The 19,839-nt window shown below is 64.2% G+C and carries 18 protein-coding genes and 1 pseudogene; 1 reads left to right on the plus strand and 18 read right to left on the minus strand.

What is annotated here, in order from left to right; translation table 11 throughout:
- The 16 genes and pseudogenes from QZY06_RS03645 to QZY06_RS03720 form a co-directional block, all read right to left on the minus strand.
- A partial coding sequence (locus QZY06_RS03645; RefSeq protein ID WP_295680325.1) for a PepSY domain-containing protein occupies nt 1–790 on the minus strand: 790 nt, incomplete at its 3' end.
- A 19-nt stretch (nt 791–809) separates the two neighbouring features.
- A complete protein-coding gene (locus QZY06_RS03650; RefSeq protein WP_295680328.1) occupies nt 810–1,139 on the minus strand; it encodes a hypothetical protein in 330 nt (109 codons plus the stop codon).
- Between the two features lie 11 nt (nt 1,140–1,150).
- Nucleotides 1,151–3,379: pseudogene (locus tag QZY06_RS03655) on the minus strand (TonB-dependent receptor).
- A gap of 153 nt (nt 3,380–3,532) precedes the next feature.
- Nucleotides 3,533–4,504, minus strand: coding sequence for a DUF6607 family protein (locus QZY06_RS03660; protein WP_295680332.1), 972 nt, complete (start codon nt 4,502–4,504; stop codon nt 3,533–3,535).
- Nucleotides 4,504–6,306, minus strand: coding sequence for a tetratricopeptide repeat-containing sulfotransferase family protein (locus QZY06_RS03665; RefSeq protein ID WP_295680335.1), 1,803 nt, complete (start codon nt 6,304–6,306; stop codon nt 4,504–4,506). The genes QZY06_RS03660 and QZY06_RS03665 overlap by 1 nt, the downstream gene beginning before the upstream one ends.
- A 15-nt stretch (nt 6,307–6,321) precedes the next feature.
- A complete protein-coding gene (locus QZY06_RS03670; protein WP_295680338.1) occupies nt 6,322–7,062 on the minus strand; it encodes an HAD family hydrolase in 741 nt (246 codons plus the stop codon).
- A 95-nt stretch (nt 7,063–7,157) separates the two neighbouring features.
- On the minus strand, nt 7,158–7,484 hold the full coding sequence (locus QZY06_RS03675) for a DUF3325 family protein (protein WP_295680341.1): 327 nt from the start codon (nt 7,482–7,484) through the stop codon (nt 7,158–7,160).
- Complete coding sequence (locus QZY06_RS03680; protein ID WP_295680345.1) at nt 7,477–9,150, minus strand: PepSY domain-containing protein; 1,674 nt, start codon at nt 9,148–9,150, stop codon at nt 7,477–7,479. Before QZY06_RS03680 ends, QZY06_RS03675 begins: the two co-directional genes overlap by 8 nt.
- Nucleotides 9,151–9,160: 10 nt before the next feature.
- Nucleotides 9,161–9,457 carry a hypothetical protein gene (locus QZY06_RS03685; protein WP_295680348.1) on the minus strand — a complete coding sequence of 99 codons (297 nt, stop codon included), beginning with the start codon at nt 9,455–9,457 and terminating at the stop codon, nt 9,161–9,163.
- Nucleotides 9,458–9,466: 9 nt separating this feature from the next.
- Nucleotides 9,467–11,917, minus strand: a complete 2,451-nt coding sequence (locus QZY06_RS03690) for a TonB-dependent siderophore receptor (RefSeq protein ID WP_295680351.1) — start codon at nt 11,915–11,917, stop codon at nt 9,467–9,469.
- 336 nt (nt 11,918–12,253) lie between these two features.
- Nucleotides 12,254–12,790: a hypothetical protein gene (locus QZY06_RS03695; protein ID WP_295680353.1), complete on the minus strand. Its 537-nt coding sequence runs from the start codon at nt 12,788–12,790 to the stop codon at nt 12,254–12,256.
- Between the two features lies 1 nt (nt 12,791).
- Nucleotides 12,792–13,988, minus strand: coding sequence for a phosphotransferase family protein (locus tag QZY06_RS03700; protein ID WP_295680356.1), 1,197 nt, complete (start codon nt 13,986–13,988; stop codon nt 12,792–12,794).
- 33 nt (nt 13,989–14,021) lie between these two features.
- Entirely contained in the window at nt 14,022–14,990 is a 969-nt protein-coding gene (locus tag QZY06_RS03705; protein ID WP_295680358.1) for a hypothetical protein, read from the minus strand.
- Between the two features lie 118 nt (nt 14,991–15,108).
- Complete coding sequence (locus QZY06_RS03710; protein WP_295680360.1) at nt 15,109–16,044, minus strand: hypothetical protein; 936 nt, start codon at nt 16,042–16,044, stop codon at nt 15,109–15,111.
- 48 nt (nt 16,045–16,092) lie between these two features.
- On the minus strand, nt 16,093–16,638 hold the full coding sequence (locus tag QZY06_RS03715; protein ID WP_295680361.1) for a hypothetical protein: 546 nt from the start codon (nt 16,636–16,638) through the stop codon (nt 16,093–16,095).
- Nucleotide 16,639: 1 nt separating this feature from the next.
- The gene (locus tag QZY06_RS03720; protein ID WP_295680364.1) at nt 16,640–17,836 is read right to left on the minus strand and encodes a phosphotransferase family protein; all 1,197 of its coding nucleotides are present in this window, start codon (nt 17,834–17,836) and stop codon (nt 16,640–16,642) included.
- A 238-nt stretch (nt 17,837–18,074) separates the two neighbouring features.
- Between QZY06_RS03720 and QZY06_RS03725 the strand changes: the two genes are divergently transcribed.
- Entirely contained in the window at nt 18,075–18,773 is a 699-nt protein-coding gene (locus QZY06_RS03725; protein WP_295680366.1) for a TetR/AcrR family transcriptional regulator, read from the plus strand.
- Here the strand turns inward: QZY06_RS03725 and QZY06_RS03730 are convergent.
- Together QZY06_RS03730 and QZY06_RS03735 are read right to left on the minus strand one after the other, a co-directional pair.
- Nucleotides 18,746–19,489 carry a TetR/AcrR family transcriptional regulator gene (locus tag QZY06_RS03730; protein WP_295680369.1) on the minus strand — a complete coding sequence of 248 codons (744 nt, stop codon included), beginning with the start codon at nt 19,487–19,489 and terminating at the stop codon, nt 18,746–18,748. The genes QZY06_RS03725 and QZY06_RS03730 overlap by 28 nt on opposite strands.
- Before the next feature lie 26 nt (nt 19,490–19,515).
- Nucleotides 19,516–19,839 (minus strand): zinc-binding dehydrogenase (locus tag QZY06_RS03735; protein ID WP_295680371.1); only part of this gene is annotated, 324 nt, incomplete at its 5' end.

The raw sequence follows: 19,839 nt of genomic DNA on the forward strand, positions 1-19,839 counted from the left end.
ACTGCTTTTCGGCGCTGGCGATCATCGCGTCGAGCGACGCCAGGGTGCCCGGTTGATTGGCCTTGTCACGGTTATAGCGGCCGTAGGCATCGTCAGTGAACGCCTTCTTCGCATCCGGCGTATCGGCGTAAGTGAGCAGCGGTGCCGTCGGGAAATAGATACCCATGAAGATGATCAGGCCCGACAGCACCATGACGAAATGGAACGGCAGGCCGAGCACGCCGCTGAGGTTGTGCAGATCGAGACTGGCGCGCTGCAACTGCTTCTTCGGCCGGAACAGGAAGAAGTCGGTGAAGATCTTCTTGTGGATGATCACGCCGCTGACCAGCAGCACCAGCATCGCCATCGCCGTCACGCCAACGATCCAGTAACCCATCTGCCGCCACTTGATGTGCAGCATGTAGTGGAACGGATAGATGAAACCGGTGCCGCCGAGCGTGCCCTGATCGGCAATCAGTGCGCCCGTCGTTGGATCGAAATCACGGCGCATGCGCTGCTTGTCGGCGCCGACGTAGTTGAGCCGCAGCACCGGCGTGCGCTCGGTTGGCAAGCTGATGCCCCACTGTGGCGAAGCGGCCGCCAGTTCCCGGGCGATCGGCAGCACGCTGCGATCCAGCGAGAAATCCGCTGGCGGTGCTGCGAGCCGGGTGGCGGGCATCATCCAGCGGTCGATTTCGCGATCGAACACGCTTAACGATCCCATCCAGAACATCGCGAACATCACGCTGCCCAGCACCACGCCGGCCCAGGTGTGCAGCCAGCCCATCGATTTGCGGAAGGTGTCATCCATGACCGAGTTCTTTGCGGGCTCAGGCCGGCGTCTGCAGCAGCGAGGCGGCACCGTGCAGCAGCAGCGTGCCGCCACCCAGCACGATCGCCAACCGCCACAACCGCCGCTCGGCGAACGCCCACAGCAGCAAGCCCAGATAGAGCAGGAAGCCGAACATCGCGGCGAGCACCACCGCATCGCTGCGGCTGAACAAGCCGAGGTCCGCGATGCCGCGCGCCGCGAGCATCACGCTCGCGGTGGTGAAGAAGTAAGCCCCGACCACCGCCAGCAGCACGCGGCTCACGGTTCGCATCGTCGGCGCCAGCGAACTGGCGACGCGGGGCAAGAACTTCGGCTGCATCGCGAGCATGACGGCAGGCTTCAGAGATCGACGGCGACGCTGAACACGAAGCTGCGCGGCGCGCCGACCACGAGATAGCCCAGCCCGGTGAAACCGCCGGCCGAGGCGTAGTAGTCCTTGTCAGTGACGTTATCGATGCGGGCACGAAGGGTCAGCTCGTGGCCACTGACGTCGATGCGATAACGCGCACCGAGATCGATCCGCGCCCAGCCCGGTACGCGCAGCGCATTGGCCGAGTCGTAGTAGCTGGCACCGGTCTGCACGAAGCGCGTATCGAGCGCCATGTCGGGCAGTACCGGCAGCGCCCATTCGAGGCCGATGTTGCTCTGGATGCGCGGCACGCCGATCACGCGATTGCCGTCAGTCGCGCCGCCACTCGTCGTCTTCTGCTCGGCGTCGAGCCAGGTCACACCACCGAGCACTTTCAGACCGGGGGCCGCGATGCCGTAGACGTTCAACTAGGCACCCTGATGACGATCCTGGCCGCCGGCCTGAAATTCGTTCTGGGCGTTGACCAGGCCACTTGGCCGCTTGGTGGTGAACAGCGCCAGACCGCCGCCGAGCTTGCCGGCATCGAACTTCATGCCCACTTCCTTCTGCCGCGACACATACGGCGCCAGCACCTTGCCCGGCGTTGCCGTGGCCTGACTCGGTGCGGTGTCGCCCTGGGTCAGACCTTCGATGTAGTTCGCGTACAGCGAAATCTGCTTGGTCGCGCGGATCACCAGACCAACCGATGGACTCAGCCGCGAGTCGTCGTAAACCGGAGCAGGCTCACCGGTGGTGTAGGCGTAGTTCTCCACCTTCAGCGTCTGATGGCGAAGGCCGAGCGTCAGCAGCAGGCGCTTGTCGAGGAAATCCAGCGTATCGCCGATGGCATAGCTGGTCAGCGTCGTGCGATTGGTCAGTTCCGGATTATCGAGTTCGTTGCCGACGAAGGTGTTGGCGCTGAAATCCGGACGTGGCGACTCGGTCGGCGTGTATAGATTGGTCGCCAAGGTGTTGAAGAAATCGAAGGCATAGGCGTTGTCCTTCTCGGCCTCGAAGTAGGACGCGGCGAACACCAGTTCGTGATTGACCGGCCCGGTCGCCAGCTTGCCTCGCAGGCCGACTTCGCCGGTATCGACACGGTCCTTGCGGGTGTTGTCGAAGCGCGAGGTATTGGCTGCGCCGGTGTCGGCATCGGTGACCGTGATGTTGGCCAGCGAGTTCGCTTCCTTGCTGCGACGCAAGCCATAGGCCGCGTAGGCGGTGAGGTTCTTGATGATGTCGTACTCGCCACGCAGCGTGCCGAACAGATCGCGCTCGTTCGAGTACGACCAGGGTTGCGCGTAGTTCTTGCTGGCGTCCGGCGCATCGGGCACGCGGGTCACGGCACCGAGCTGGATGTTGGTGCGAGTCTGGTCGAGCTGGTTGTTCTGGTAGCCGATGTCGCCGGACAGGCGTGCCGAATCGCCGCGCCAGTCGAGCCCGATCGAGACCAGGCCGAGCTTCGCCTGTTCGTCATCGACCGCGGTATCGCCATCGCGATAGGCCGCGTTGATGCGCACGCCGAAGGCATTGTCGGTACCGAAGCGGCGGGCCACGTCGAGCGCGCCGCTGCCATAGGGGCCATTGCCGGTGCCGGCGGTGAAGCGGGTCAGCGGATCGTTCGGCGCGCGCTTCGGCAGCAGGTTGATCGCGCCGCCAATGCCGCCACCGCCGGGATTGGCACCAGTCAGGAACGCCGAGGCACCCCGCAGCACTTCCACGCGCTCGAACAGTTCGGTGGCGATGTACTGCCGTGGCAGCAGGCTGTACAGACCGTTGTAGGCGACATCGTCCGAGCCGAGGACGAAGCCGCGGATGATGTACGACTCCTGGAAGTTGCCGAAGCCACGCGCTACGCGCACGCCGGAATCGGACTGCAGCACGTCGCCGACGCTCTTCGCCTGGCGATCCTGGATCAGCGCATTGGTGTAGCTGGTGATCGAGAACGGCGTTTCGAGATTGTCCCGCGTGCCGAGGATGCCGGCCCTTCCTCCACGTGCCACCTGACCACCCGCATAGGCCCGCGACAGGCCCTGCGCCGACGCATCGGCACTGGCGCTGACCACCACAGTTTCGAGTTGCACGGCTTCTTCGCTGGCTGTCGCCGGAGCATCGGCCGTCGTTGCTGACACGGGCGGCGTTGCAGCCTCAGGCGCGGCAAGCACGTGGGTTGCGGAAAAGGCCAGCGCGGCGCAGGAGATTCGGGAAAGCAGGGGCATGGAAGTCGTTTGTCTCGGGGGAAGGCAGGCACCGGCACGAGGTCGGTGAGGGAATTGGAGGGCGCAGTCAGTCGCCATTGACTGTGCTGCTGGCCGTCATCCTTGGCGGCGGCAACATCGACGCTGCGCGCGCCGGGTGAAAGGAAGCGCAGTTCACGGCGTCCTGGCCGCGAGTTGCGAGGGCTCGACGAAGCGATCGAGCACGCGGTCGATCCAGCTGCGCATTTCGGCAGCGGCCATCTTCTGATTGCTCAGCGCCTCGGCCTGCTCGAACATCGATTGATACAGCCGCTCCTCGCCCTGCGCGGCGTGGATCACCAGCCGATCGTGCCTGGCGAAGCGGTCGTCCCAGGCCTGGCGAACCACGGCCCAGTAGTCGCGGGTTTCCTGCCAGTACTGGCGGCCCTTGCTGAAGTCGTAATCGCTGATCCGGGTGTAGGTGTTCAGGCCGCGTTCGTGGGTCAGCACCTGTTCACCGCCAGCGGCCTTGCGATCGATCTTCAGGTTGTCCTGCTCGTGCACCCAGCCGGTCGGCGTGATGGTCTGGCGATTGCTGCCGGTGAGCTTGTCGTAGTCGTTGCGGGTGGTCAGTTCGCGGCGCGGCAAGGGCCGCCATTCCACTTCCGAAGTCCACGACGACACGCCGCCCTCATGCGTCCAGCGGCCGATGCCGGCATAGCGCGGGCTGTCATCGACCTGCCAGACCGCCTGCGTCCAGGTGCCGGCGGCCTCGGCCGCGCCGAGATCACGACGCGCCCAGGTGTCATCGCCGGTGTAGGCCCAGAGACGCGTGCGCTGGTATTGCCAGTCCTGCCGCCAGTGCTTGATCACATCGTCACCGATCACCAGCACATGCTGAAGGACGATCCGCGTGCTGCTGTCTTCGAGCACTTCGACGAACTCGAAGGCGCCGCTGCGATGCGGTTCGTGCGGCTTGTAACCGGCTTTCAGCGGCACGTCCTCATCGAACTGGAAGGCCACCTTGAACTCGCCGGCCATTGCCAGGATCGCCTTCCGATCGGCATTGAAACGGGCAGTGTCGGCAACGGGTGCGGCGGCGGGCGGCGTTACGCTGCAGGCGGCGAGCAGCAGCGCCAGCGGCGCCAATAAGGCTGGGATTCTCATCAGCACGGTTCTCCTGCTTGATCGTCGCGGAACGCTCGATCCAGTGCCGGCAGATGCTCGGCGTAGGCTTTCCAGCGCGCGACAGACTTCGTGTAGATCGGCTGTCGCACCTGCCAGCGGCTCGGTGTCTGCACCGCGCGTTCGGCCTTGTGGAAAGCCAGACAGCGCGCATCCCAAGGCGCATCGAGAAAACCGATCAGCCGCCGCGCCTGGCCTTCGAGATCGGCCACGGTGTCTTCGTAGCGCAGCTCGAGGATCTTCAGCGGCAGCACCTGGCGCCAGTGCGCCATCAGCCGCAGGTACTGCTGGCGGAAGAAGGCGAGATCGTCGAAATCGGTGGCGTAGCGCTGATCGGGGCTGAAGTTTTCCATCCAGATCGACAGGGCATTGTCGCGGCCATCGCGGATGCAGTGGACGACTCGGGCATTCGGAAACAGCAGCGCGGCGAAGGCCAGCTGGAAGAAATTCAGCGGCGACTTGTCGCTGATACGCGAGGCCGATTTCAGCGCGTCTTCGCGCAGCGCTTTCAGATAATCCAGCGCCAGCGTTCGGCTGCTCATCTCGTCGAGCTTCTGCGCCGCCTGCCAAGGCTCTTCGTCGTTGCCGATCACACCATTGGCGAGCCGCGACAGATCGGGCAGTTCACCCGCGCCATGAAGCAGCGGATGGGACGCAAGAATCTGCTCGGTCAAGGTGGTGCCGGAGCGCGGCAGGCCGACGATGAACACCGGCTGATCGGTGCCCAGACCGAGACGACGGCGGCTTTCGAAGAAGGCGCCATCGAAGGTTTCGATGATCCGGTCGATGCGCTGGCTGAGTGCCGCGCGATCCAGCGGCCCGTTCGCCTGACGGCGCGCGGCATTGCCGGCAAGGCCGGCCGCGGCGGCCTGCGCGTAATCCTGGCGTCGGTCATGAAACTTGACGAGGCCATAGCCGATCAGCGCCCTCGCCTCGTCTTTCACGGCCGGATTTTCGAGCAGCGTCCGCGCCATGCTCAGCACGCCGGCTTCGGGTTCGTCGCGCACCAGCGCCAGATACTGGCCGAGCGCCTGTGCATGCTGCGGGCGCCGGTTCAGCACCTGCAGATAGCAGCCGAGCGCACCCTCGGCCTCGCCGAGATCTTCCAAGGTGCGGCCTAGCCCGAACCAGCCTTGCAGATGATCCGGATCGAGCCCCAGCGCCTGCCGGAACAGCGATTCTGCCTGCTTGACCTTGCCGGCCTGCGAGAAATACTGAGCCAGCCGGCTGCGTGCGCGGGCCAGTGCCGGATCGTGCCTCGCGGCGCGCTCGAAACATTCCAGCGCGTCTTCGAGTTGGCCAGCATCGATCAGCAGATTGCCGAGATTCAGATAGGTGTCGGCGCGGCTGGGGTCGATCAGCAACGCAGTCTTCAGTGCCTTGAAAGCACCGTCACGATCACCGCGTTTCTTCAGCGCCGTGCCGAGGTTGTGCCAGGCATCGGCATGACGATCGTCGATGCGGATCGCTTCGGCGAAGCACTGCGCTGCGTCATCGAACTTGCCTTCCAGCGCATGGACACGGCCGAGGTCCGACCAGCTGCGCGGATCGTCCGGCGCCAGCTCGCAGGCGCGGCGGGCGTGACGATGCGCAGCATCGAAGGCGCCGGACGCCGCCAGCATCTGGCCGAGATGACGATGCGCGTCCGGCCCATCAGGTGCTTGCGCGATGCGCGCTCGACACAGCGCCAGCGCGCCGACCGAATCGCCGCGGTTCAGCAGGGACTGCAGCGTTTCGCCGAGCGGCGCTTCCGCGTCGAGCGTGGTTTCGGCGACGTCATTCATGGACAGGCGATGGAATCAGTGCAGCCTGGCGGCGTAACGGGTAGCGGCAGCCTGCACGTGCTGGTTGGCGAGGTTGCGCGCATTCAGCCAGTCGATGACATCAGCCGGCGACGAGGCCACGCCCAGCACGCCGGGCAAGGTTTCCAGGACAAGCTGCGGCGCATGGCCGTAGGCAAGGCCCAGCGCCGGCACGCCAAGCCGCTGCGCAGTCATCAACTCCGGCAGGTGGTCGCTGAGCAGCAGGAAGGATTCCGGCGCATGGCCGGACTCCGAAATGAAGTGCCCGAACACGCCGGCGCGCGCATAAGCGCAGATCGGCGCGGGGCTGGTGTAGATCGAGGTGATCATGCGATTGAGCGCGTGATGACGGGTCAGCCGCGTGGCCGCTTCCGGGCCCAGGGTGGTGATGTAGTGCAGCTCGCTGCCCTGCTCCCTGAGCGCTTCCACCAGTTCCATCGCGCCTTCGCGCAACGGCGCCTGATAGCGACTTTCCTGCTCGTACAGCTTCCAGTAGTCCTGGCTCAACTTTTCGATCAGCTTGGGATCGGCTGAGCCGGCGATGTCGGCAAGCAGCGTTTCCAGACGCGTCGAACGCAGATCTTCAAGGTTCAGCAGCCGCCGCCAATTGGCGCGCTGCTTGCGCGCCACGGCATCGAGCGCATGCTGAACACCGGCCACGGTATCGATCAGCAAGGTCTCCAGATCGAAGACCAGGCGGGATGGTTCAACAACCAGTCCGGCGGAATATTTGGGCACGCGAATCTCCGGTGACGGCAAGGGGCTTGCTGGCATGGGAAATTGCTGGCTGTCTCATTTTATTGAGAATGATTCGCATCCACAAGCACCGATGGTCAGCGCGCGGTCGGCCTCCGCCACGGCAGTAGCACGGCCAGCAGCCGAGGCCGCCAGCTGAGCACGAAGGCGACGGTGACCGCAGCCACCGCCAGCGCCATCATCCAGACCAGCACCGCCATCGTCGCGGTATCCGCTTCCAGGCACAGCAGGAGCGCTGCCAGCAAGGTCGCGAAGCCGAGGCCGCGGAGCAGCTTCGAGATCACTGGCGAAGGCGACGCTGATCCGCAGACCTGCTTCCAGTGCACATCCATCGCCAGCGCCAGCCAGGCCATGCCGAGGCAGGCGGTGAATAGCGCGGCGATCAGCAGAACGGCATCAGGCATGTCGGACTTCTCGTAATTCGCTGTCTTGATCAACCGCGCGCGCCGCCGCCGTGGCGCGGCGTTGCAGACGGCGCGCAGCAATCGCGGCCAGCGCCGCGCAGGCGAGCATCATCAGATCGGTGCCCGCGACCGGCCAGTAGCCCTCGGACAAGGTCTTGAACAGGTGATCGCCAGTGGTCACCGCATTGAGCAGCACCGCGCCGATGGCGAGCACCACGATGGCCCAGCACTGCTCGGCCCAGGCTGGCGAAGTACGCGCCTTCAGCACCGCGGACGAACGCCAGATCGCATGCACCAGGCACAGCGCCCAGGCCGCCCAGAACGTGCTCTTTTCCCAGAGATCGCGTTGCGCCAGTTCCTCCGGCAACAGTCGGTTGGCAACCAGGATCGCCAGCGTGGCGACGACCATGCCGGTCACCGTGGTCACCGCCAGCGCATCGGCCCAGCGGGCGCCGCTGCGGCGTTGCTCGGAGTGCTGGCGCTTGCGCTTCTCGACGAAAAACACTAAGCCGGTGACGATGCAGACGCTGCTCAGGATGCCGCCGGCAAAGATCAGCCAGCGCAGGGTCCAGTGTTTGAAGCGCTGCAGATGCATGCCGATCAGGAAGCTGTTGACGGTCGACACCGCGCCCTCCGGCGGATCTTCATGGATCAGCTTGCCGGTGGAGCCCTGGAAGTGCAGGCCCGGGCCGCCGCCGACCCGATCGGTGTTGTCACGGTAGACGCTGACATAGGCGTTCGAGCTGCCGACGTGGTGAACGATCAGAAAACCGACTTCGCCCGGAACCCCGCGCTCCACCCACATCGCCTTGGCCTCGGCGACCATGCCGTCGACGGAAGCAAGCGTGCCCGGTGTGCCGGACGGCTCCAGATCCAGGCCGGTCTGCGTCGCCTCGAGCTTTTCCTGGGCCGCGGCCAGCGGCCGCATCATCGTGCCCAGCACCGGAAAATACAGGCCGGCGAAGATGATCAGCCCGGACAGCGCCCACAGGAAATGAAACGGCAGCGCTACCACGCCGCTGAGATTGTGCAGATCCAGCGTGCTGCGCTGAATCTTCTTGTTCGGCCGGAAGGTGAAGAACTCGCGGAAGATCTTGCGGTGCATGACCACGCCAGACACCAGCGCCGCCAGCATCGCCAGTGCTGCGAAGCCGACGATCCAGTAACCGATATCGGCCCAGTTGAGATGCAGGCTGAAGTGCATCGGATAGAAGAATTCGGAGCCGATCGCCAGACGATTTTCCGGCAGCTGCTTGCCATCGCGCGGGTCGATGGTGATGCTGCCGTGGATGTGATCGTCCGGCAGCGGCGAGTTCGGCACTTTGAACTCGACGAACATGCGCAGCACCGGATCACGATGAGTGGTGAACGCGCTCCAGGTCATCACCGCGAGCTTGTCCGGCAAGGGCTGGCTGACTCGCGTCTTGGCGGCCGCTAATTCATCGGGATCAGGATCGGTGATGGTGCGGAAGATCGGCGCCAGCGTGGTGTCGAAGGACGGCATCGGCCTGGCTTCGATGCGCGTTGCCGGAATCGCCCAGCGATCGATCTCGCGATCGAACACCGACAGCGAGCCGAAGAAGAACGCCACCATCAGCACGAAGCCCAGCAGCAGGCCGAACCAGGTGTGCAGCCAGGTCATCGACAAGCGGAAATTCGGAAACATCTCTAGCGCCTCACATCAGCGCGCGCGACAGCCCCCAGCCGGCCGCCGGCATCACCACGCCACCACCGGCCAGCACTGACCAGACCCGCGTCAGGCTGGCCGCGACGAACGCCCAGCAGAAGCCCCACAGCAGCACCAGAAAGCCGAGCATCGAAGACAGGCTGGACGCTTCTTCCAGGTTCATGCCGGCCGCGAACAGCAGCATCGCCCCGAGCGAGATGAAGCCCCAGGTGAACGCATAGCCGCCCAGCGTGCTGGCCAGCACGCGGGACGCGACGTACCACGGTGGATGTGAAACCGATGCCATTGCTGTTCCTTAGCGACGCTTGCCGTCGAAACGGTAGCGCAAGTTCAGCAGCACCGCGGTCGGCGAACCGAACTGGGCAAGGCCGTTGTTGCGATCCGCGCCTTCGATGTAACGGGCATTGGTGACGTTGCGCAGGGTCAGATCGATCTGGACATCGCGGAAGCCCTTGTAGAACGCGTTCAGATCGAGCCGCTCGTAGCCGGGAATGGTGCCGACGATGAAGGTGCTGACACCACGATCGTCGATAGCGAAGCCGGTAAGACCGGCGCCGAAGCCCTTGAGCGGACCGGTCTGCAGCTCGTAAGCCGTATACATCGCCGCCTGCCAACGGGCGCTGCCGCCCGGCGTGCGGCCGTAGAACGGGTCCAAGGGGTCCTTGAACTCCGATTCGACGCGATTGAGCGCCAGGCTGATATCCCAGCCAGGAAGCGGCCGGCCGTTGGCTTCGATTTCGAAGCCATCCGACCGCTGCAGGCCGCTGGATATCGAGTACGGATCTCCGGTGGGCCCTACTGGGACGCTGACCGCAATGTTCTCGCGCTCGATGCGGTACAGCGCCGCGTTGACACCTAACCGTCCCGCGAACCATTCGGTCTTGGCGCCAAATTCGTAAACCACGCCGGTTTCCGGTTTCAGCAGATTGTCGTTGATGTCCGTGGCAAACAGCACCGGCTCGAACGATTGCGCATACAGCGTGTAGATAGAGACCTGCTCGCTCAGGTCGTAAGTTAGGCCGATGCGGCCGGTGACATCGCGAACCGAATCCTTCTTGACGTCGTTTTCGTCGCCACTGAATGAGCGCAGCGACACTTCGTCGTAACGCAGGCCGAGCAGCACGCTGAGCCTTTCGATCGGCCGGACTTGCCCCTGCACATAGAAGCCGGTCGCACTTGGATTGCCACCGAAGAACGCGCCTGGAAACAGTTCGGGATTCGGCTGCTCGAAAACGTTGTCGTAGATGTTGCCGGCGGCGTAAGCGGTATAGGAGCCGCGCCGTGAGTAGTTGTTGCTGTTGTGATCGACGCCGAAGGTGGTTTTCACTTCACGGCCGAAGGCATCGAAAGCACCGGACAGCTGCAGCTCGCCGGACCAGATTTCGCGATCGATCTCGAAGTCATTGCCGACAACGGCTGTGTCGCCACGCCGCTCGATGACATTTTCAGTCTTCGGGTCGTCACCTTCAGCAAAGCGGTAGGCATAGGCATCGACCTTGAGCGGCGTGTCGATGCGTGTGGCGTTCAGGCGCAAGGTGGCCAGCCAGCGGTCGCCGAGCTTCTGTTCCAGCATGGCCGTCGCCGCCAGCGTTTCCCAGGTGTAGGGCTTGGCCGTGATTATTCCGTTGTATTGACTGCGCGGAATATTCGGCGCGTCGTAGCCAATCGCGGTTGCACGCAGCGGGATACCGGTGTTGGCGATGATGTCTTCGCTCTGATACAGGCCGTGCACCAGCAGCTTGGTGGTCGACGTCAGGTCCAGTTCCACGCTCGGCGCGACCACCGTGCGCTGCGCTTCCGGGCCATCGACGAACGAACCGGTATCGGCATATGCGGCGACCAGGCGGCCGCGAGCCTTGTCGGTGCCGAGCGGACCGGTGACATCGACGTCGGCGCGATAGGTGTCGAACGAGCCGGCAGTGACTTCAATATCGGCGCGAGCATCGGCCAGTGGCTTCTTGCGCACGCGATTGATCAGGCCGCCGACGCTGCCACGGCCATAGAGCACCGAGTTCGGGCCTTTGACCACTTCGATACGGTCGTAGATCGCCAGATCCGGCAGCGAGAAGTACGAGCCATTGACGAAGCCGTCCTCGCGGAAGTCGTACAGGTCATCGATGGCGATGCCCCGGATCGTCGTCTGGTTGAAGCCGAACGAAGGCTGGCTGGCGAACGGTCCGTTGCCGCTGAACTGGGCAACACCGGCGGACAATTCCAGCGCCTGGCCGAGCGTCTGCACCTGGCGCGCGTCCAGCGATTCGCGAGTGATGACGGTCACCGACTGCGGCGTTTCGCGCAGGCTCAGCTGCATCTTGGTTGCCGTCTGCTGGTTTTCGGCCTTGAAGCCTTCGGCACGCACACCCGCCACCGTGACCGGTGCCAATGCGACGGCACCGCCGCCGGATGATTCGACCAGCCAGCTAGCGCCCTGGCTACGCGCGGCCAGCCCAGAACCGGCGAGCAGACGTTCCAGCGCCTGTGCGGCGCTGTAGCGGCCCTGCAGGGCCGCGGCGCGGCGACCGGCCAGCAGTTCACGATCCACGACAACCTGAACACCGGTCTCGCGGCTGAGCGCGGTCAGCGCCGTGCCCAGCGGTTGTTCGGGGAGATTGAGTTCGAAAAACTGCACCGACTCGCCGCTGTCCTGCGCCAGCGCAGCGAGCGGATTCAAGGCCAGCGAGCTGCCGAAGCTGCCGGCGATCGCCATCGACAACAGGCGCAGAGGCCTGCGCGCACGCAATTGCATCGTGGAACTGCCAGCTTTCATCCCTACTCTCCCGATCGAGCGCGTGGGCCTTCCGCGTAGGTCGCGGTGCCGTGCACTTCTGTTGAACTTGTGGCTTGGGGAGGGCGTGGCTGAAACACTGGCTGGCCCGTCACAGCGGCGTCCCTTTCAGGCCGCTGTCATGTCGAACGGATAAGAATCGTTCTCAACAAATTATGCTGGGCTTGGTCTGGCCGCGTCAAAAGGCAAATTTGTGTCAATGCCTGCCCGAGGCTGAGCACTCAGCAAAAGCCGAGTGCTCAGGAGGGGATTTTCGGTGCTGCCGAAATCTATCTAAGGCGGGCTGCTGCAGCGTTCTCAGCCGCCGATCAGCGTCTCGACCGCCGGTAACCCGGCGTTCGGGCCTTCCCAGCCCTGCATCGCCAGCCAGGCGCGTTCGCGCAGCAGCATCTCCTGCGCGTGCGCCATCACCGCGGCGTTGATCGCTTTCGTGGCAGGGCCATCGGCAGCCATTGCCGAGGCACTGATGGCGGCGCCGACGCTGGTACGCAGCGCCAGGTTGGTCGCTTCCAGCTCGGCAGGTTCGACACCGGCCCGGCTCAGCACGGCACGGCCGGCTTCTGCATCGGTCGCCAACGCGGCCAAGGTTTCGCCGAGTTCGGGCACTGCGGCGCCGTGGCTCGCGAGGCTGTCGGCCAGGCCGAGAAACTGCTTCAGCTCGTGGCAGTCGTAGCGGTATTGCAGCGGCAGGCGCTGCGCCATCAGATGCAGCATGGCGACCACCAGCTGCCCCTGTTCCTGGGCCAGCTTGTTGGCGGGATCGACGGCCGGCAGCACGACATCGGTCAGCGACTTGATCAGCGCTGGAATCTGAAAGCTGGGACGAAGTTCCATGTCAGAGCACCTCTGCCATCTGGGTTCGCAGCTCTTCGAGCAGCGGATAGGAAATGCCGCTCAGCCAGGCAACGAGCACGTCCTGATGGGTCTTGCCGTTGAACGGCGCGCGGTAGCCGGTAGCCAGCACGATGGCCAGACATTTGTAGTTGTTGAAGATGTCGTAGTAGCGCATACGCTCGGGATCGACCTTGAGGCCCGAGGCGCGCTCATAGCGCGCCAGGTATTCCTCGATCGGCAGACAACCGGCGACCAGGAAAGTCTTGCCGTCTTCGGCCATCTGGCCGAACTGGCGCTTCGCCGACCACGACAGATCCTCATGGCGATCGCCGAGGTAGGCCAGTTCCCAGTCGAGCCAGGCGGAGATGCGCAGATCGTGCTCGGTGTACAGGAAGTTGCCGAGCCGATAGTCGCCGTGGACCATCGAGATGTGATCGACCGGCGGCATGTTCCGGCGCAGCCAGGCCATGGTCAGGCGCATCAACGGCACGTCCTCGTGGGAGTCTTCCTCCCAGACGCGTTCCCAGTGATTCAACGCCCATTCCAGTGCTTCGGTACCAGCGGCCGGGCGATCGTAGGCGCCGATGTCGGCCTGCTGCCAGTCGAAGGTGTGGGTGGTCACCAAATGGTCGACGAACTGCTGACCGAGCGTTTCGCGTATCTCCGGCGGAATGGAGGTGCCGACGCCGCTGACCGTGCTGGTCGACTTCGACGGCTTGGTCACGCCTTCGGCAAAGCCGTAGACGATCGCCGGATACGGCAGGTATTCACCGTAGGCATCGATCCAGTAGGTCGGCGGCACAGGCACCTTGCCTTCCATCGCCTTGATGATCTGGAACTCGCGCAGACGGCTGGTTTCGGTGATCGCTTCCGAAGGCTCCATGCGCAGCACCAGCGGCGTCGAGCTGCGGCCAACGCCGGGCTGATTCCAGTGCAGCACGAAGGCCATCTGCAACTTCGAGGCACCGCCAGACAACCAGCGGGTATCGGTGATCGTGAAAGGCTCGGTCAGCTGGGTTCTGAGCAGCGCTTCAGTCCCGGCCTGCAAGGTGTCGAGACTGACCGGCGCGTACGGCGGCCCGGCGCGGCGTTCGAGCTTGCGGGTGAGCACGCGATCGATTTCCTGCTCGCAGGGATAACGCTTGCGCAGGTGTTCGATCCACTCGGGGCTCGGACGGTTCTTGTCCACGACTGCCATGCTGCTCTCCTCGCTGTTCTTTCTGTTTATGGCTCAGCAGCGCGCGCGAATCGCGTCGCGGTTGCGGGTCAGATAGGCGCGGCTCAGGCCGATCTGCTGTACCCCGTAACCGAGCTGGCCCGCGCAACTGACCCGCATGAAGCTCTGAAGATAAGTGTTTGACGGGTACGGTGCCCAGTAGCAGCTGTTGAGCGCCGAGTAAGTCATCTGGAAACGCTTGCCGCGCACGTCGACGATTTCCAGCTCGCCGCCCATCGGTACCGCCTTCCGGTACTCCTGCGTGCCGCGCGCTTCCTTGATGCCGTAGGTCTTGCCGTCTTCGAGCACATAGCCGCTGACCAGCTTGCCGTAGTCGTTGGTCTTGGCCAGATCATGAGCAACGAACAGGTGCGCGGTCAGCGCTTCACCGAAGCTGGCGTGCCACCAGATCACCGAGGAATTGTCGCGTTCCGGACGCGGGCCCCAGCTGCGATCGCCGGTGTCGACGCAGTCCACGTCGTAACGCTTGCCACGCACGGTGAGCTGGCCGCGGATGCGGTAGGTGACGTCGTAATGGCCGGACCAGGAGGTATCCCAGGCCGGGCCGTGACGCTCGGCAGCCAGCGGATCCATTGCCGGATCATTGAGATCGTAGGGCTCGTGGATGGTCTGGAAATCGAGATCGAAATGGGTGTCGTCGATGCCTTCGTAGCGCGCGTGGTAGCGCTTGGTCGGATCGGTGGCAGTGATGCTCAAACCATTCGGCAAGCTGAAATCAAGCAGCGATTTCGGACAAGGCAGGTGCTGCTGGTTGTCGATGTAGATCTGCTCTTCCCAGAGATCGGTGATCCGGTCATGGATGGTCACGTCGACCATGCAGACGCCGAGCATCGGCCGGGTCAGCACATAGATGATGCCGCTGACGGTGGTGCCCGGCACATGGAAGGACAGCGCCACGGTTTCCACCCACTGCCAGTGGGAATCGGGCTTGAAATGGAACTCGGCATCCTGGGGCTTGATCATCGGATCACTCCTGCACGGGTGAATTCAACGCGCCGGGGAGCGGCGCGTCACAGCGAAGAAAAAGCACCCGGTCCGAAAAGGCGGTGGGGGAAAAACAGGACCGGGCGCGTCAAAAGGATCAGGACTGCAGCGAGGCCATGTAGGCGAGGTAATCGGTCGGCCACATGAACTCGGTCCAGCCGACGGCGGCCTGGCCGTCGATCGTGCAGCGCATCGCGCCTTCGACCAGCGTGCAGGTCGGCACCGGTGGCATCACCAGGGTCGCGAAGTACTCACCTTCAACCTGCACCTTGCGGCCGAGGGTATCGGTGACGGTCGCCGAAATGGTCTTCTGGTGGTAGCGAGCGTCGGTGGTGAACGAGACCTCGACATTGGCGACCTGCGCGAACTGGCCATCGCGATTCAGATAGCCGCGCAGCTCGCTGCGGCCGCCGACCTCGATCTTCCAGAAATGCACCTGGGTGCCCTGGTTATAGGCGTGCAGCCACTTCCAGTGCTGCGGCTGGCCCCAGTCGCGCGTGCCCCAGGAGTGATCGCGGGCGCAGAAGGTATCGAAGGCGATCGCCTTGCCGTCGACCTTGATCGTGCCGTGCACTCTGCCGGCCTGTTCCAGGCGATCGGTCGCCGCGAACGCCGGGCAGCCATCGGGATGGAAGCTGTAGGCAAAGGCCGGATGCAGCGCTTCGTAATTGGCTTCGATGACGACTCGATCGGTGACCACACCGAACTTCGCCGTCTTCAGTTTCAGGTCCTGGGCCAGATGCAGCTTGCCGACCTGCCAGTTGTCGAAATTCTTCTCGGGGCCCATCGGGATGCCATCGACGGCTTCGAACACCGGCGTATCGCCGATGCCGGGGCCGTAGGCTGCGAGTGCGGAGCCGGCAAGATTGTCCTTGGTCACCCAGGTGTAGACGAAGGCGGCGATGCCCTGCTCGGGCAGTGCGATCACATAGGGAATCGACTCGCGTTCCAGCGGCAGGTTGCGCAGCTTGTGGCGACCATCATTGACCGGATCCAGGATCGGCATCGGGCCGTTCGGGGGCAGCTTGCTCATGGGAATCTCCTCGTTGTTCGTGGCTGCTTCGTGTTGGTTCTGATCGCTTCAGCGCGCGCTGGCATCGAGCAGCGACGCGATCGGCGGCACCGCCTTCGGGTCCGGCTCCCAGCCCTGCATCAGCAGCATCGAGCGATCGCGCAGCAGTTGTTCCTTGGACATCGCCAGCACCGCATCGCGGATGCCTGCGCGGCAGCCGGCTTCGCCATCGCGATAGACCTCGGTGACCAGTTGGCCGCTGGTGACTCTCATCGCTCGCACCATGGCTTCGACCTCAGCCGGCGACGCCTGGGCGGTATCGAGCGTGCTGCCGGCAAGCTGCGTCGCTTCATAAAGCGCAGCGACAGCGGCCTGCGTGCCTTCCCCACCCTTCGCCTGCGCAACGAGTTCGCGCGCAGTGGCGATCAGCCGCGCCAGTTCGTCGCAGTCGAAGCGGAACTGGTTCGGCAGTTGCTGGGCCAGCAGCGCGAGCAGGCCGATCGACAACTTGCCCTGCTCGATCGCCAGCTTGTTGTTGGGATCGATCGCCGGCAGCACGACATCGCTCAGCGCCTTGATGACAGCTTGCAACTGGATCTGCGGTCTCATCTGCATGTCAGATGCTCTCCTCGATAAGGCTGCGCATCTCTTCGAGCAGCATCGGTCCGATGCCGATCAGCCAGGTGACGAGCACGTCCTGATGGGTCTTGCTGCCGCGCGCGGTGCGATAGCCGGTGGCCAGGCTCAGCGTGGCCATCATGAAATCGTTGTAGACCTTGTACCAATGCACGGTCTTGGGATTGACGCTTAAACCAGTGGCCTTCTCGTAGGCGGCGATGAACTCGGCTTCCGGCATCAGGCCGGAAGTCAGAAAGGTCTTGCCGTCCTCGGCCATCGCGCCGAAGGCGCGGCTGGTGGTCCAGGCAATGTCCTGATGGCGATCGCCGATGCGGCCCAGTTCCCAGTCCAGCCAGGCGGTGATCGTGGTGTCGTGCTCGGTGAACAGGAAGTTGCCGAGGCGGTAATCGGAATGGACGACCACGGCACGATCGAGCACCGGCAGGTTGGCGCGCAACCAGGCAGCGGCGAGGCGCATCAGCGGCACGTCTTCATCGCAGTCTTCTTCCCAGACCCGCTCCCACCAGTTGATGCCCCATTCTGCGCATTGCGTGGTGCCCACTTCGGGGATATCGAAAGCATCGAGACCCTTGCCACGGAATTCGGCGGTGTGGATCTTCGCCAGATGCTCGACGAACTGCGGCGCCAGCTTGGCGCGCAGATCCGCCGGCAATTGCGTGCCGAGGCCGCTGACGCCGCTGGCCGCGGTGCTCGGCTTGGTGACGCCGGGCGCGAAGCCGTAGATCAGCGCCGGATACGGCAGATGATCGCCTTCGGAATCGCACCAGTAGACCGGCGGCACCGGCACCACGCCTTCCATCGCGCGAATCAGCTGGAACTCGCGCAGACGGCTGGTCTCGACGATCGATTCGCTGGGCTCCATGCGCAGCACCATGGCCGTGCACGACAGCCCGTCCTGCGGGTGCTGCCATTCCAGGGTGAAGGCCATCTGCAGCTTCGAGGCACCGCCGGACAGCCAGCGCGCGTCGCGCAGTTCGTAGGGCGTGCTGAGTTCGGCATCGAGCAGCGAGCGAACGCCGTCGACCAGCGTCTCCAATGCCAGCGGCTGATAGCCGGGGCCAGCGCGACGCTGCATCTTGCGGGTGAGCACGCGATCGATCTCGCGCTCGGTGGGAAAGCGCGCCCGCAACTCGGCGATCCACGCCGCGCTCGGCTGGCTCTTGTCAGGTGTCATCACGGCTCCTCGCTGGTTCTTCTTCGTCTGCGGTTCCACTATGGGATCTGCAGACCTGTCGCACTCTCTCGACGATGCGCGCTGCCATCGTCCGGGTGCTGGTGAGCTTAGGATTACTGCTAATTGACACGGTGTCAATATTGAATAGACAGTGCGCCAATAAACCCAATCGACACTGATAAACCAGAGTCGCTATTGGCCCGTTTATCATCAGCCCACTTTCCGGACTCAAGATGACATGGCGCGTATCGAATCCCGCCCGACGCGACGCACCCGCGCCAAGCACGGCGATCAGCCGAAGCTGACCATCGAGGAACGCCTGCTGGCGGCGATGGAGCGGCTGCTCGAAAACGGCCATCGCTTCGCCGCACTGACCGTCGAACAACTGACCGACGAAGCCGGCATCGCTCGCGGCACCTTCTACCTGCACTTTCGCGACAAGGGCGAACTGGTGGCGCGGCTGATGAGCCAGGTCACCGAGGAGATCATCGCCAGCACCGGCACCTGGCTCAGCGATGCCGAAGACGCGCGCCATCAGGTGCTGCAGCAGGCGCTGGTCGGCATGGTGGCGACGTTCAAGAAACATCAGGCGATCCTCGCGGCCGTTAACGACACCGCGCCCTACGATCAGAACGTGGCCAGCCTGTACCGGACCATGGTCGACCGCATCTGCGCGCAAAGCCGCGTGTCGCTCGACACCATCAAGCGCAAGGGCCGCAGCCGCCCCGGTGCCACGGACGATGTCGCCGAAGTGCTGAGCTGGATGATCGTCATGTACTGCGCCCGCTTCATCGGCGAGCGCAACGGCGTGGAGCTGGATCGCCTCGCCGAATCGCTCGGCTACATCAGCGCCAGCACCGCGTTCGCGGACCCCTCAGCTGCTGCCCCTGCAGCAGCCAAACCGGCCGCTCAGAGAAAAACGAAGTCGTCGATGTAGCGAATCGTTTTCGCGACTTCGCTCTCGGCAAACACATCGCGCCCGGTCAGCTCGCGGAACTCTGAGGACACCGACATCAAGGTACCGGCCAGGCCGATGATCGCGTAATACAAGCGGGCCGGATCACCGCCGCGCACGCGCCCTTCGGCCTGGGCGCGGATGATCATGCCGATCACCTGATCGAACGAGGCGCGCAGATGTGTTTCGATCAGCCAGTGGATACGCCCGCTGCCCTGGGTGCTCTGCTGAACCATGATCCGGTGCAGTTGCGGCACGCGCGCCGAAAAGCGCACGAAGTTCTCGATGAAGGCATGCAGGCCCGCCACGGCATCGCCAACGCCGGTGAGCCCCAGCCGCTGCTCGAACTCGAGCCGGTAATGGCCGATCACGTCTTCCATCGTGCTCAGCCACAGCTGCTCCTTGGATTCGAAGTGATAGAGCAGCAGCGGATGGCTGACGCCGGCACGCTCGGCCACCGCCCGCGTCGACGTGCCCTCGAAGCCGAAGGCACCGAAGCATTCGAGCGCGGCGTGCAACACCTGCTCGCGCACCTCGGCACCGCGCGGCTTCTTGGCGGTCCCTTTCGGCTTCTTCGGCGTCGGCGCTGGCGTGGTGGTCAGCCGCGCGGCGTGGTTGCGCCGTTGGCCGCGCGCATTCTTCGCGACCTCGACGGCGGGCGCTTCGACGGTGCCGCGCTTCTTTCTCGGTTCGTTCACCAGTGAAGCCTAAGCAATTTCCGGCTTCAGTCGATATCGATGACGATCTTGCCGAAGTGCTGGCCTGACAGCTGATAGCGGAACGCATCGGCCATCTTGCTCAGCGGAAAGCGGGCATCGATGATCGGCTTCATGCCGCTCTTCTCGATGGCTTCGACCATGCGCAACTGCATGGCGCGGCTGCCGACCGCGATCGGGCGGATCTGCTGCTGCTTCATCATCAGCTTGGCCAGATTGATCTCGGCCATCAGGCCGCCCAGGATGCCGATGATGACCAGGCTGCCGCCGACCTTGACCGCGCTGATCGACTGATCCAGCGTCGCCGAGCCGCCGACGTCGATGACGTGATC

The sequence above is a fragment of the uncultured Nevskia sp. genome (assembly GCF_903885465.1).
In the GTDB taxonomy this organism is placed as follows: domain Bacteria; phylum Pseudomonadota; class Gammaproteobacteria; order Nevskiales; family Nevskiaceae; genus Nevskia.

What these genes read in the sequence shown, in the direction of transcription:
- QZY06_RS03650 (WP_295680328.1), bottom strand. Translation starts at nt 1,139, where the DNA reads ATGCTCGCGATGCAGCCGAAGTTCTTGCCCCGCGTCGCCAGTTCGCTG.
- QZY06_RS03660 (WP_295680332.1), bottom strand. Translation starts at nt 4,504, where the DNA reads ATGAGAATCCCAGCCTTATTGGCGCCGCTGGCGCTGCTGCTCGCCGCC.
- QZY06_RS03665 (WP_295680335.1), bottom strand. Translation starts at nt 6,306, where the DNA reads ATGAATGACGTCGCCGAAACCACGCTCGACGCGGAAGCGCCGCTCGGC.
- QZY06_RS03675 (WP_295680341.1), bottom strand. Translation starts at nt 7,484, where the DNA reads ATGCCTGATGCCGTTCTGCTGATCGCCGCGCTATTCACCGCCTGCCTC.
- QZY06_RS03680 (WP_295680345.1), bottom strand. Translation starts at nt 9,150, where the DNA reads ATGTTTCCGAATTTCCGCTTGTCGATGACCTGGCTGCACACCTGGTTC.
- QZY06_RS03685 (WP_295680348.1), bottom strand. Translation starts at nt 9,457, where the DNA reads ATGGCATCGGTTTCACATCCACCGTGGTACGTCGCGTCCCGCGTGCTG.
- QZY06_RS03690 (WP_295680351.1), bottom strand. Translation starts at nt 11,917, where the DNA reads ATGCAATTGCGTGCGCGCAGGCCTCTGCGCCTGTTGTCGATGGCGATC.
- QZY06_RS03695 (WP_295680353.1), bottom strand. Translation starts at nt 12,790, where the DNA reads ATGGAACTTCGTCCCAGCTTTCAGATTCCAGCGCTGATCAAGTCGCTG.
- QZY06_RS03700 (WP_295680356.1), bottom strand. Translation starts at nt 13,988, where the DNA reads ATGGCAGTCGTGGACAAGAACCGTCCGAGCCCCGAGTGGATCGAACAC.
- QZY06_RS03705 (WP_295680358.1), bottom strand. Translation starts at nt 14,990, where the DNA reads ATGATCAAGCCCCAGGATGCCGAGTTCCATTTCAAGCCCGATTCCCAC.
- QZY06_RS03710 (WP_295680360.1), bottom strand. Translation starts at nt 16,044, where the DNA reads ATGAGCAAGCTGCCCCCGAACGGCCCGATGCCGATCCTGGATCCGGTC.
- QZY06_RS03715 (WP_295680361.1), bottom strand. Translation starts at nt 16,638, where the DNA reads ATGCAGATGAGACCGCAGATCCAGTTGCAAGCTGTCATCAAGGCGCTG.
- QZY06_RS03720 (WP_295680364.1), bottom strand. Translation starts at nt 17,836, where the DNA reads ATGACACCTGACAAGAGCCAGCCGAGCGCGGCGTGGATCGCCGAGTTG.
- QZY06_RS03725 (WP_295680366.1), top strand. Translation starts at nt 18,075, where the DNA reads ATGGCGCGTATCGAATCCCGCCCGACGCGACGCACCCGCGCCAAGCAC.